The organism is Arthrobacter sp. ov118, assembly GCF_900116495.1.
In the GTDB taxonomy this organism is placed as follows: Bacteria; Actinomycetota; Actinomycetes; order Actinomycetales; family Micrococcaceae; genus Arthrobacter.
Genome location: NZ_FPAY01000001.1, coordinates 1165441 through 1178667 on the forward strand (window position 1 = coordinate 1165441; position 13227 = coordinate 1178667).

10 protein-coding genes and 1 pseudogene are annotated in these 13227 nt (G+C 66.8%); 7 read left to right on the plus strand and 4 right to left on the minus strand.

Annotation, left to right across the window (positions count from 1 at the left end):
- Positions 1-59: 59 nt before the first annotated feature.
- Both BM372_RS05425 and BM372_RS05430 read right to left on the minus strand, forming a co-directional pair.
- The gene (locus tag BM372_RS05425; RefSeq protein WP_090952763.1) at positions 60-593 is read right to left on the minus strand and encodes a GNAT family N-acetyltransferase; all 534 of its coding nucleotides are present in this window, start codon (positions 591-593) and stop codon (positions 60-62) included.
- 48 nt (positions 594-641) lie between these two features.
- Complete coding sequence (locus tag BM372_RS05430; RefSeq protein ID WP_090952765.1) at positions 642-1994, minus strand: MFS transporter; 1353 nt, start codon at positions 1992-1994, stop codon at positions 642-644.
- A 141-nt stretch (positions 1995-2135) separates the two neighbouring features.
- Between BM372_RS05430 and BM372_RS05435 the strand changes: the two genes are divergently transcribed.
- Positions 2136-2990: a LysR substrate-binding domain-containing protein gene (locus BM372_RS05435; protein WP_090952767.1), complete on the plus strand. Its 855-nt coding sequence runs from the start codon at positions 2136-2138 to the stop codon at positions 2988-2990.
- A gap of 220 nt (positions 2991-3210) precedes the next feature.
- Positions 3211-3651 (plus strand): hypothetical protein, encoded by a 441-nt coding sequence (locus tag BM372_RS20620; protein ID WP_177235885.1) that lies wholly within the window; start codon positions 3211-3213, stop codon positions 3649-3651.
- Positions 3652-3782: 131 nt separating this feature from the next.
- Here the strand turns inward: BM372_RS20620 and BM372_RS05445 are convergent, their stop codons facing one another.
- Together BM372_RS05445 and BM372_RS05450 are read right to left on the minus strand one after the other, a co-directional pair.
- Positions 3783-7310: a bifunctional proline dehydrogenase/L-glutamate gamma-semialdehyde dehydrogenase gene (locus tag BM372_RS05445; protein ID WP_090952769.1), complete on the minus strand. Its 3528-nt coding sequence runs from the start codon at positions 7308-7310 to the stop codon at positions 3783-3785.
- 233 nt (positions 7311-7543) lie between these two features.
- Positions 7544-9007 carry an amino acid permease gene (locus tag BM372_RS05450; RefSeq protein ID WP_090952771.1) on the minus strand — a complete coding sequence of 488 codons (1464 nt, stop codon included), beginning with the start codon at positions 9005-9007 and terminating at the stop codon, positions 7544-7546.
- A gap of 142 nt (positions 9008-9149) precedes the next feature.
- On the opposite strand from BM372_RS05450, the gene BM372_RS05455 reads away from it, so the two are divergent.
- The 5 genes and pseudogenes from BM372_RS05455 to BM372_RS20830 form a co-directional block, all read left to right on the plus strand.
- A complete protein-coding gene (locus BM372_RS05455; RefSeq protein WP_090953022.1) occupies positions 9150-10100 on the plus strand; it encodes a LysR family transcriptional regulator in 951 nt (316 codons plus the stop codon).
- A 72-nt stretch (positions 10101-10172) separates the two neighbouring features.
- On the plus strand, positions 10173-10601 hold the full coding sequence (gene panD / locus BM372_RS05460; RefSeq protein WP_177235886.1) for an aspartate 1-decarboxylase: 429 nt from the start codon (positions 10173-10175) through the stop codon (positions 10599-10601).
- A 186-nt stretch (positions 10602-10787) separates the two neighbouring features.
- The gene (locus BM372_RS05465) at positions 10788-11714 is read left to right on the plus strand and encodes an AEC family transporter (protein WP_090952775.1); all 927 of its coding nucleotides are present in this window, start codon (positions 10788-10790) and stop codon (positions 11712-11714) included.
- 41 nt (positions 11715-11755) lie between these two features.
- Complete coding sequence (locus BM372_RS05470; RefSeq protein WP_090952777.1) at positions 11756-12895, plus strand: FAD-dependent oxidoreductase; 1140 nt, start codon at positions 11756-11758, stop codon at positions 12893-12895.
- Between the two features lie 89 nt (positions 12896-12984).
- Positions 12985-13227, plus strand: a pseudogene (locus BM372_RS20830) (hypothetical protein); the annotation flags it as partial.

The following is a 13227-nucleotide window of genomic DNA, read 5'->3' on the forward strand; positions in this document are numbered from 1 at the left end:
TACACTGCAGGGGGTTTGCCTGTATGTAACGTATCGTCAGGGGCCGGGGAGCGCCGTCGTCAGACCTTCCGGGGCAGGGCGTACTCCAGGATGAAGTCGTTCTCCACTGAATCGCCAAGGGTGAATGACTTCGTCCCGACCCTGGTGAAGCCCGACTTCTCGTAGAAGCGGATCGCCTTGGCGTTCTCGCTGTTGACCCCCAGCCAAACGCCTGCCGCTCCCTGGTCCGCGGCCCAGTCCAAAGAGGCCAGCATCAGCGCAGAGGCGGCGCCCCGTCCGTGGTGGTCCGGGTGCACATAGCACTTGCTCAGTTCAACGGAGGGCTGTGCGCTGAGGGCGCGGAGCACATCGGGGTCCGTTGCCTGCCGGTCGACGAGCAGCGTGTACCCGTCAAGCTGGCCGCCTTCCTCAAGCACCAGGATGGCGATTTTGCTGTCGGCGAGGTATTCCGCGAACCGGTCCTCGCTGAGCGTCCGCTTGAGGTGGATACGGATGTCCTCAGGCGACGAGCCCGGCGGGCAAGCGAGCGGGAAGGTCACCGCCGCCAGGTCAGCCAGGGCGGCGGCGTCCCCGGCACCGGCCTTCCGGATCATGGAACCTCCAAGGTCAATAAGGGTGGAATCAGTACAAGGATAGGCCCGCTAGCGGCCCGGGTTCGAAACGATCCGCACCAGCCGGCGCCGGTCCTTCAGGTCCACTTTGAGCATGAGCTGCCCGCGCCGCGCCAGCACGACGGCGACTGTCGCCGCAGCGAGCAGCGGCACGCCCCCGGCAATGAGGACAGCGGTGTGCGGGCCCGCGTGCTCGGCGAGCCAGCCGACCATCGGGCCGCCGATGGCCTGGCCGCCGATCAGCACCATGATGTACAGGCTCATGACGCGGCCACGGATTGCCAGGTTGGCGCTGACCTGCACCAGCTGGTTCGCGGCAGTCAGGAACATGAGGCACCAGAAGCCGGCGAGCACCATGGCCGCCCCGAACCAAGGCATTGACGGGGCCCGGGACGCCAGGCACAGCATGAGACCGTACATCCCCGCACCCAGGACCACGGAGCGGAGCCGGAGCCTTCGCCGCCGGGCCGAGGTGATGGCGCCGGCCAGGGCGCCGAGCGCCACGAGCGTGTTGAGCAGGCCGTAGCCGCCGGCACCGGCGTCGTACACGTGGTCCGCGAACGCGGCGAGCAGCACCGGCAGGCTCATCGCGAACACCGCGACGAACCCGGCCATCAGCCAGGGCCAGTAAATAGTGGGCTTGCTGAGCGCGTAGTCCAGCCCTTCCCTCAGCATGCCCCGGCGCTTTGCGGCCGGAGTGCCGACGTGCAGCTGGTCCTTGCGCAGGCTCAGGAGCATGGCCACGGTGCAGCAGCAGGCCACGGCGTTCGCGGCAAAGGCCCAGCCCGCGCCGACGGCGGTCAGCAGGACCCCGGCAATGGCAGGACCGATCAGACCGCCGAGCTGGAAGATGGTGGAGTTCACACTTATCGCGTTGCGCAGGTAGAGCGGCCCCACGAGTTCATTGACAAAGACCTGACGGGCCGGCTGGTCCAGCACGGTGACGAGGCCCAGGACCAGGGCGATCACGTAGACGTGCGCGACCTGGATCCGCTGGGTGAGGGCCAGCACGGCAAGGGACGCAGCGAGCACCGCGGCCACGGACTGGCACAGCATGAGGATCTTCCGCTTCGCGAAGCGGTCCGCTATCATGCCGGCCCACGGGCCCAGGAACAGGGACGGAAGGAACTGCAGCGCCACGGTGATGCCGACGGCGGTGACGGAACCGGAGAGCTGGAGCACCAGCCAGTCCTGGGCGATCCGCTGCATCCAGAGCGCGACGACGGCGATGAAGTGACCCATCGCGAAGATGCGGAAATTGCGGACCTTGAGCGAAATAAAGGTGTGGCGCCACGGGAGGCGCTCGTTGACGACGGCGATGGGTTGGGTGATGGTGTCCGGCAGGGAAGCTGTGTTCGCCTCTAACGGCGCAGGGGGTGCCACGGCAAAGTCCTCAAGAGAGCGGGTGAGTGGGATGGACTTAACGCTAGGCTGGCCCCACGAGATTATGGAAGGCTATTCCCGGCATAACTAGCATTACGAATCGCAATGCGAGGGCCGGAACGCCCGACCCGGGAGACGCCCATGTTTGAGCCCGCCCAGCTCCGTTCCTTCCTGGCCGTGGCCGAAACGCTGAGTTTCACCAAGGCGGCAGAACGCCTCGGCCTGGCCCAGCCCACCGTCAGCCAGCACGTCCGGAAGCTGGAAGCTGCCGCCAAGCGGGTGCTCATTGCCCGGGACACCCGCGGCGTGCGGCTCACCGACAACGGCGATGCCATGGCCGGTTTCGCCCGGAGCATTGTCGCCGCGCACGATGCCGCAAGCCGGTATTTCTCGGGGTCGGCGATGCGCGGCCGGCTGCGCTTCGGCACGGCCGACGATCTCGCCATCACCGGGCTGCCGCGTATCCTCCGGGAGTTCCGGCAGATTTATCCACAGATCAACCTCGAACTTACGGTGGGCCAAAGCGACCAGCTCTACAAGCGGCTCAACGCGGGCCAGTTGGACCTGGTATTTGTGAAGTGGGTGGCCGGGGCCAAGGACGGGACGGTGGTCCAGCAGGACGTCTTCGCCTGGGTGGGTCTGGAGCAGACAGCGCTGGATCCGGCCGATCCGGTGCCGCTGATTGCGTATCCCTCCCCCAGCCTGAGCAGGAAGCTTGCGATTGACGCCCTTGAGGCCGCCGGCCGGACCTGGCGGATCACCTGCACCACGCGCCAGATCAGCGGCGTGCTGGCCGCCGTCCGGGCCGGCATCGGAGTGGCGGTAATGCCCTCCTCCCTGGTGCCGGAGGATCTGAAAATCATCACCCGCCGCTTCGACCTGCCGCCCGTGGGCGACGTCGACTTCACGCTCATCCGCAACCCCCTGGCCAACGCCGAAGTGATCGATGCCCTGACCCAGGCGATCGTGGGCCGCACCCTGAAGCGCCAGGCCTGACGCGGGTGCCGCTGGCGGCTGTACTTACGGGACGGACTACCCGGCGGGGCGGAGTACTTACTTGACCATTGAACCGTGCAGGTACTTCATCTATCCTGACACTACCCAAGATCGACCCGGACGAGGTCAAGAAGTGGCCTCGACAACGATTCGAAATACGAACGCTATCCGTCGCTGATGCTGTATGGCTGGGTGCCGGACCGTTCGGGATAGGCCGACAATGACGCCAGCCACGAACCACCCCATACTGCCCTCCCCCGCCGCCCACGGCTCACGGGCCGCCCGTCCAGCAAATGCCGCGGTGCACCATGGCGCCGCCCAGCGCTCCAGCACCGTCCAGCGCGCCGGCACCGCCCAGCGCGCCAGCACTGTTCAACACTCCACGGTCCCGTCCTCCAGCACCGCCCCGTCCTCCAGTCTGGGCCGGCGGACCATCCGCCCGGCCACCTTGGCCGAGACCGACTACGTCGCCAATCCGTTCTGCGAACGCTGCGGCACGGACGAGTTCATTTATCTGGAGTCCTTCGTCCCGGCTACCCACCACAGGGACGGCTCCGTCAGCAAGCTCGCTGAGGTGACCTACTTCTGCTCGGGCTGCGATGACTATTCCGCCCACGCGGTCCCGGCTTCCTGGGCGCCGCCGGGCTGGTACTTCGGTTAGGCGGGCCGCCGGTCTAACGCCGGCGCCCGACTAACCCCGCCCACCTAGCGCCGTCCACCCTTTAACGCCGGCGCCGCCGTGCCGCACCCTCTGGTGCTTCACGGCGGCGCCGGCATATTAGCATGCCCGGGTTAGATCAGGGCGTCCGAGAGGTGGTTCGGCGTGCCGAAGCGGTGCGCCGTGATGCTGATGGCCTGCTCGTGGAGGAACGGCAGCAATTCCACGCGCCCGGCCTCGGTGACCGGGTGGACGTAGACCGCCAGGTCCGGGCGGCCGCGCGTGGCCTCGGCCAGCGCCTTGGCGTCCCCGCCGATGAGCCGGATCCGGGCTCCGGACAGCTTGCCGGCCGCGGCGAGGTTGCCGGTGGCAGCCAGCCACGCGGCGTCGTTCTCCACCGTGGCGGAGATGCCGAGCCCGGAAAGGGCGGCGCGGAACTGGGCGGGCAGTTCGACGGCGGACGAGATCGTCAGCGCGGAGCCTGCCAGGACGCCGGCGGCGACGGTGCGGGCGAGACCGGCGAGCGATTCGCCTTCCGCGAGGCGGACCGTGACCGGCAGGGCACGGTAGCGGAAGACGTTGCGTTCGGCGCTGAGGCCCGAGACGTCTTTGGCGGCACCGAACTCCTCGGCCCAGGCCCGGGCGTCGGAGGCTAGGGCGCGCTGCAGCGCTGCGAGTTCTTCGGCCGACAGGAAGCCCTTGGCCGCGTCCTCGATCCGGCGGACACCGGAATGGGCGGCAGCGGCGGCCGGGGTGCCGGCGGCGCTGGGCTTGCTGACCCAGTCGCCGAGGCCCACCAGGTAGTTCGGGCCGCCAGCCTTGGTGCCGGCGCCGACGGCGGATTTCTTCCAGCCGCCGAACGGCTGGCGCTGGACGATTGCACCGGTGATGCCGCGGTTGACGTAGAGGTTGCCGGCCTGGATGGTGTCCAGCCAGAGTCCGAGCTCGTCGGCGTCGAGGGAGTGCAGGCCCGCGGTGAGGCCATATTCGATCTGGTTCTGGATCGCGATGGCCTCTTCAAGGGTCTCCGCCGTCATGACGCCGAGGACGGGGCCGAAGAACTCGGTGAGGTGGAAGTAGGATCCGCGCTTGACGCCGGAGCGCACGCCGGGGCTCCAGAGCTTACCGGTATCGTCCAGCTGACGGGGTTCCACGGCCCAGGTCTCGCCCGCACCGAGGGTGGTGAGGGCGTTGAGGAGCTTGCCGCTGGCGGGCTCGATGATCGGGCCCATCTGGCTCGTCGGGTCCGCCGGGTAGCCGACCTTCAGCGAGGTGACGGCGTCGATCAACTGGTTGTGGAAGCGCTTGGACTTGGCCACGGAGCCGACCAGGATCACCAGCGAGGCGGCGGAGCACTTCTGGCCGGCGTGGCCGAACGCGGAGTAGGCCACGTCCTTGGCTGCAAGGTCCAGGTCCGCGCTCGGGGTCACGATGATGGCGTTCTTGCCGCTGGTTTCGGCCAGGAGCGGCAGGTCCTTGCGGAAGGAGCGGAACAGCTCTGCGGTCTCGTAGCCGCCGGTGAGAATGACGCGGTCCACTGCAGGGTGGGAAATGAGCTGCTGGCCGAGTTCGCGCTCACCGAGCTGGACCATCGTGAGGACGTCGCGCGGGACGCCGGCCTCCCAGAGGGCCTCGATCATGACGGCGCCGCTGCGGCGGGCCTGCTTGGCGGGCTTGATCACGACGGCGGAGCCGGCGGCGAGCGCCGCCAGGGTGGAGCCGGCCGGGATGGCGACCGGGAAGTTCCACGGCGGCGTCACGACGGTGAGCTTGGATGGGACGAAGGTGGCGCCGTCGACGTCGTCGAGCTTGCGGGCCGACTCGGCGTAGTAGTGCGCAAAGTCCACGGCCTCGCTGACCTCGGGATCGCCCTGGTCGATGGTCTTGCCGGTCTCGCTGGCCATGACCTCGAGGAGGTCGGCCCGGCGCGATTCGAGGACGTCGCCGGCGCGGTGCAGGATCTCGGCGCGTTCGGCGCCGGAGAGCGCACCCCAGGCCTTGCCCTTTTCGACGGCGGTATCGATGACCGTGTTCAGGGTCGTCTCGTCGCTGATCGTGGCGGCCTCGACTGAGGCGTTGCCCAGCGTCGAGCCCGGAACGCGGTCCAGGATGGCGCGGCCCCAGTTCCGGTTGGCCGGGAGGGACGGATCGGTGTCCGGCGTGTTCTCGAACGAGTCGTGTGGGAGCGGGGCTGCCGGGAGGGCACGGTCCTGCTGGCGGTTCGGCGGCGGGACCTCGTCGTCGAGCTTGGCGAGGGAGTCGAGGAAGCGCTGCTTCTCACGCTCGAAGAGGGATTCGTTCTCGCTGAGTTCAAAGACCGCGGACATGAAGTTGTCCTGGCTGGCGCCTTCTTCGAGGCGGCGGATCAGATACGCGATCGCGACGTCGAACTCTGCGGGGTGGACCACGGGGGTGTACAGCAGGAGGGAGCCGACGTCCTTTTTGACGGCCTCGGCCTGGCCCTGCGCCATGCCGAGCAGCATCTCGAATTCGATGCCGGATTCCACGCCGCGCTGCTTGGCCAGCAGCCAGGCGAAGGCGATGTCGAAGAGGTTGTGACCGGCCACGCCGATCCGGATGTTGCGGATCCGCTCCGGGTGCAGGGAGTAGTTGATGACGCGCTTGTAGTTGGTGTCCGAGTCCTGCTTGGTGTTCCAAGTGGCGAGCGGCCAGTCGTGCAGGGACGCTTCCACCTGTTCCATCGGGAGGTTGGCGCCCTTGACCACGCGAACCTTGATCGCGGCACCGCCGTCTGCGCGGCGGGCAGCGGCCCAGTCCTGCAGGCGGATCATGGCGGCGAGGGCGTCCGGCAGGTAGGCCTGGAGCACGATGCCGGCCTCGAGGTTCTTGAACTCGGGCTTGTCCAGGATCCGGGTGAAGACCGCGATGGTCATGTCCAGATCCTTGTATTCCTCCATGTCCAGGTTGATGAACTTGGCTTTCTGCCCGGCGGCGGCGTAGGAGGCAGCACGGGTGAAGAGCGGGGTCAGCTTCTCCACGACATGCTCCACGGCCTCATCGAAGGCCCAGGCGGAGTGCGGTGCCACCGTGGAGGAGACCTTAATGGATACGTAGTCGACGTCCGGGCGGGCCAGCAGGGTGTGGGTGCCCTCGAGCCGGCGGGAGGCCTCGTGCTCGCCGAGGACCGCCTCGCCGAGGAGGTTGACGTTGAGCTTGATGCCGTCCTTGCGGATCTTGGCAATGGCCGGGCCCAGCTTGGCGTCGGTGGCATCGACGATCAGGTGTCCGACCATTTCGCGCAGGACGCGGCGGGCCACCGGGATGACCACCTGGGGCAGGACGGGGGCCATGGTGCCACCGAGGCGGACGGCGCTGCGCATGTACCACGGCAGGAACGCCGGCACCTTGGGAGCCAGGGCGGCGAGGTTGCGGCCGGCGACCTGCAGGTCTTCCGGGCGGACGACGCCGTCGACGAACCCGACCGTGAAGTCCAGGCCGTTGGGGTCCTTCAGGACGCCAGCGAGCTGCTGGGCAGAGGCGTCGACGGGAACTTTGGCGGCCTCGGTGAGCCAGCGGCGCACCACTGCGATGGTGTCCTCTGCGAGCGCTGCGGCTTCGAGGACCGGGGAGCCTTCCGAAACGGCGGTGTGACCGGTGGCAGTTCCGGTGGTAGCGCCCGGCTCGGTGGAGATGTTGGTCATGGCTGAAACTCATTCTTTCTCAAGATGTGGACCTCTTAAGAATCAGTATGCGACTGGACTCCCATAAGATAAAGCGATCTTTTCTGAGCGATACCGGTTAGAAAAACCAAATCTTTTCCGCCGACGCCCCTCCCGCCAAAAACCCGTTGCGCTATCACTTTTGGCCCTTAAAACCTGCCAATGGCAGCCAAAAGTGATAGCGCAACGGGGTGGGCGTCAGCTGCGTGGGGTGGTTACGGCAGGGGGCGGTGCATCTCCACGATCTCCTCGTGCCGTGGGCTGTCCGGATTCATCAGCGAGTTCTTGCGGCCGTAGCTGAAGTAGATGATCAGGCCGATCACGAGCCAGATGCCGAACCGCAGCCAAGTCTCCCAGTGCAACTGGAACATCAGGAACAGCGAGGCAAACACACCGAACGCCGGAACCAGCGGCATCAGCGGCAGGCGGAAGGTCCGCGGGGCGTCGGGCTTCTTGTAGCGGAACACGATCACCGACACGCAGACGACGACGAACGCGGCCAGGATGCCGATGTTGGTCAGGTCGGCCACGGCCTTGATCGGGAGGATGCCGGCCAGGACGGCCGACCCGGCGCCGGCGATCCAGGTCACGCGTTGCGGCGTGCCGTGCCGGTCCGTCTTCGAGAACCAGCCAGGGAGCAGGCCGTCGCGGCTCATCGAGAACCAGACGCGGGTGACGCCGAGGAGGAAGGTCAGCATGACCGTGAGGATGGACAGGACGGCGAACACGGAGATGATGGTCGCGATCACCGGCAGCCCGACGCTGTTGAAGGCGGAGGCGAAGCCGGCCTTGGGGTCAATCTCGGCGAAGTTCTGCATGCCGGTCAGCACCAGGGTGGCGGCAACATAGAGCAGCATGGCGATGACCAGCGAGAGGATGATCGCCTTGGGCATATGCTTCTTGCCGTCAGTTGCCTCCTCCGCCGCGGTACTCATGGCGTCGTAGCCGAACACCGCGAAGAACACCGTGGCGGAGCCGGCCACCACCGGACCGAAGCCGCTCGGAAAGAACGGGTTGTAGTTGTTGGTGTTGATGTAGAAAATTCCCAGCCCGATGATGAACAGGATCAGGAACACCTTGATGCCGACGGCAATCAGCTCGAAGCGTCCAAACGTCTTGGTGCCGCGGGAGAGGATCCAGGTCACCAGCAGGCAGACGAGGATCGCCGGCAGGTTGATGATGCCGCCCGTGCCCTCATCCGGCGTCGAGGTCATCCAGGTGGGCATTTGGATTCCGATGCCGGAGAGGAAAGCATCGAAGTAGCCCGAAATGCCGATGGCCACCACGGCCACGATGGCGATGTACTCCAGCAACAGGTCCCAGCCGATAAACCAGCCGATTATCTCGCCTAGCGCTACGTAGCCATAGGTGTAGGCCGAGCCTGCCCGCGGGATCATGCCGGCGAACTCCGCGTAGGACAGCGCCGCGGCGGCAGATGCCAGGCCAGCAATCAGGAACGAGACGAGCACGGCCGGGCCGACTCCGGGCTCGCTCTCGCTGCCGTGGGCCACAAGGCCCGCCAAAGAGAAGATGCCGACGCCGATAATGCCGCCCACCCCGATGGCCGTCAGCTGCCAGAGACCCAGGCTCTTGTGCAGTCCGCTGTGCTTGTTTTCTTCTTCAATGTCGTCGATGGGCTTGCGCCGCATGATCGACTGTGACAAATCCCGTGTAGCCATCAGGGCCTCCTGCTTAGGTGTGATGCCCACCAAACAGCTTTGTGATGGGCCTTACCGTGTCGCAACAGTATGCAAGCCTGATTGCATTAGATAAAGTGAATTTTCTTAACTTATAACCATTAAAATCTTCAAAGGAACGATGATGCTGGACGTCCGGCGTTTGCGACTGTTGCGTGAGCTGAAGATCCGGGGCACCTTAGCCGAGGTGGCCGAGGCGCTCCAGTACAGCCCGTCGTCAGTTTCTCAGCAACTGGCCCTTCTTGAGAAGGAGGCAGGAGTGGAACTGCTACGAAAAACCGGACGCCGGGTCCAGCTGACACCCCAGGCCGAGGTACTCGTGACCCACACGTCTCAGCTCCTCGAGACGCTGGAGCAGGCGGAGGCGGATCTGGCGGCGTCGTTGACCACGGTCACAGGCACCGTGCGGATTGCGGTCTTCCAGTCCGCCGCGCTGGCACTCATGCCGGACACCCTGACCAGGATGTCCGCCAGCTACCCGGAAGTCCGGGTGGAAATGACCCAGCGGGAACCGGAGACAGCCCTTCACGAGACGTGGGCCCGCGACTTCGACCTCGTGATCGCCGAGCAGTACCCGGGCCATGCCGCCCCGCACTACGCCGAACTGGACCGCGTTGCTCTGACCCGCGACGCCATCCGACTCGCCGTCCCACCCCCTTCGCCCGGGCGCGACCCCATCAGGACGCTGGCCGATACCGCGGGGCTGCCCTGGGTGATGGAACCGCGCGGAGCGGCCTCCCGGCACTGGGCCGAGCAGGCCTGCCGGAGCGCCGGCTTCGAGCCCGACGTCCGCTTCGAAACGGCCGATCTGCAGGCCCAGATTCGCTTGATCGAATCCGGCAATGCGGTTGCTCTCATGCCTGACCTCGTGTGGACGGGCCGCGGCACCAGCTCGCAACTCCTGGACCTGCCCGGGGATCCGCACCGGACGGTGTTCACCTCGGCGCGGCGGTCCAGTGCCAAACGGCCGGCCCTTCTGGCAGCCCGAGAGATCCTTGCGGCGACGGCGGCATCCATCGTTCCGGCCACGGCTGCGGGCACGCTCGACGCCGCCCCGGCGGACCGGCCCGCGTAAGGGGCCTAGCCGCCTGGCCGTGTGCAGTGCGCCACAGCGCGGACGCGGGCCCCGCGTTAGACTAGTGGCGTTATGAATCGCACAATGTTCAAATCCAAGATCCACCGCGCGACGGTCACGCACGCGGACCTTCACTACGTCGGCTCCGTCACCGTTGACCTGGATCTGCTGGAGGCAGCGGACATCCTTCCCGGGGAGCTCGTGGCAATTGTCGATGTCACTAACGGCGCGCGGCTCGAGACCTACACGATCGCCGGCGAGCGCGGTTCCGGCGTGATCGGTATCAATGGCGCCGCCGCCCACCTGATGCACGAGAACGACATCGTCATCCTGATCACCTACGCCCAGATGACCATGGACGAGGCGAAGGCGTACAACCCGAAGGTGGTCCATGTGGATCAGGACAACAAGATTGTCCAGATTGGCAACGACCCCGCGGAGGGCATGACCCCCGGGCTCATGCGCCCGCCGCACGCGCTGAACAACGCGGTCCTTAACTAGCGTTCCCCGCCTTGCCGGCGCTCCCGCGCCGGCGCCGCATCGTCGACATACCCGCCGGCCGCCCGGCCCAAGTGACACACGGCATGCCGCTGCCCGGGCGTAATGGGGCGGTCTCCCGAATAAAGCTGATTACTCTGGAACCGTGACCTTTCCCTGCCGCACTCCCGCCCCGCCGGGGGGAGCCGCATGCTAGGGGTACTGGCGGGGTTCTTCGTTGTCTGGGCCATCATCCTGGTCGGCATGTTCGTGGGCCGACGGAACATCCTGGGCGATAATGCGCGTTCCGTCCTCAGCGCCCTGACCTTCTTCGTGGCCAGCCCGGCCCTGCTGTTCGAGACTCTCAGCAAGGCCAACCTGCACGACGTCTTTGCCGCCCCGCTGCTCGTGACCGCAGTCGGAGCGGTGTCGACGGCAGTGCTGTTCTTCGGCATTGTCCGTTTTGCGCTCAAGCGCACCGTTCCGGAATCCCTCATGTCCTCCATGAGCGCATCCCTGGCCAACTCTGCCAACCTCGGCATTCCCATCGCCGTCTTCGTGCTCGGCGACGCCAGTTACGTGGCGCCCCTCCTCATCTTCCAGCTGGCCTTCTTCACCCCGCTGTTCCTCATGTCTTTGGATGCCACCACGAGCTCGCACCGCACCACCCCCCTGCGGTTCGTGCTCATGATCCTGCGGAACCCGATGATTGTGGGCACTGCGCTGGGTCTCACCGTGGCCGCAACCGGCTGGCAGGTGCCTCCGCTGCTTCTGGAGCCCATCCACTTGATCGGCGGGGCGGCCATCCCGGCCATGCTGATCGCGTTCGGTATGAGCCTGAACGGCTCCAGGCCGCTGCAGGCAGCTGCCGGCCGCCGGCTCGACGCCCTGCTGGCGAGTTTCTTCAAGCTCGTCGTCCATCCACTGATGGCGTTCCTGTTTGCCCGCTTTGCCCTCGGCATGGAGGCGCAGGCTTTGTTCGCCGCCGTGGTCACAGCGTCGCTGCCCACCGCGCAAAACGTGTTTGTCGCTGCCAGCCGTTACCGCACCGGCGTAACAGTCGCCAAGGACACGGTGCTGATCACTACGGTAGTAGCGGTGCCGGCCATGATCGGTGTGGCCCTGCTGCTGGCCTGATCCGGTTTCCGGCCACCGGCACGAATCCCGGAGGAGGACCCTTGAGAACCTTGGACACGGTCATCATCGGCGGCGGTGCGATGGGTTCCGCCGCGGCGTGGGCAGTTGCACGGCGCGGCCGGGACGTGACCCTGCTCGAACAGTTCGGGCCCGGCCACCGCATTGGCGCCTCCCACGGCACCACCCGGAACTTCAACCCCGGTTATGCGGATCCGGATTACGTCGCCATGCTGGCCGAGTCCGCACGGCTGTGGAACGAGCTCGAAGCGGACAGCGGCGAGCGCCTGCTGGCCCGCACCGGTGTCGTGAACCACGGCAGCGATCCGCGGCTGCCCGAGGTCCGGAATGCACTGCTTTCCGCCGGGCTCCGGGCGGAGTTCCTTAGCGTCGAGGAAGCCGCCGAGCGCTGGCGGGGCATCCGGTTCGAGACGCGCGTGCTTCACATGCCGGACGGCGGCCAGCTGAACCCGGACGCCGCGCTGCCGGCGATGCAGCGGCTCGCCGCCGGCCTCGGCGCCGAGATCCGCCATCATGTGAAGGTCCTGGAGCTAAGCGTCCTCGACGACGGCGTCCGGCTCACCATTGAGTCCGGCGGCCGGACCGAGGTGCTTACCGCGAGGCAGGCGGTGGTCACGGTCGGCGGCTGGACCACCAAGCTGCTCGGCGGAGTGGCGCCGCTTCCCCGTCTGACGGTTACGCAGGAACAGCCCGCGCATTTTGCCATTGCGGATGACGGCGCCCGGTGGCCGGGTTTCAACCACACGCCTGGCAGCGGGGACGCGTACGCTTACTGGCGTTCGCCCGTTTACGGCATGCAAACGCCAGGCGAGGGAATCAAGGCCGGCTGGCACGGGGTGGGCCCGATCGTTGACCCGGACCGGCGGACGTTCACTCCCGAGCCCGGGCAGCGGGCAGCCCTGCAGCGCTACGCCCGCGACTGGCTGCCCGGGGTCGACGCCGACTCCCTCACCGACATCAGCTGCACCTACACGACCACCCAGGACGAGAACTTCATCCTGGACCGGATCGGCCCGCTGGTCATCGGCGCAGGCTTCTCCGGCCACGGCTTCAAGTTCACCCCCGCCGTGGGCAGGATCCTGGCCGACCTCGCGACCGGCGCCGGCAGGGCGCCGGCGATCTTCTCGGCGTCCCGCTTCCCGACATCCCGGCAGCGTCCCTAGCAACGCGGGGTCACATCGCGCCCATCCCGGCCCGGGCGAGTTCTAGCGGTCGTTGCAACACTCAATGAAAATTGGGAGTTGCAACGACCGTGTCGTCTTTAGCGGAAGCACCACGAACCAGCAGGAAATACACGCAGGAGCAGAAGGACGAGTTCTTCTCGGTTCTGGATCGGTTGGGTAATGTGGCCCGGGCTGCCGAGTCACTGGGCTTTAACCGGTACACGTGCCGGAAATGGGCAAGGCGTGCCGGGTTCCGGGGCAGGCCCGGCGGCCCGGTTCATCCCGGGCTCGGGGAGTATTTCCGGCTGCGCAAGGCCGGCAGCACACGCAGG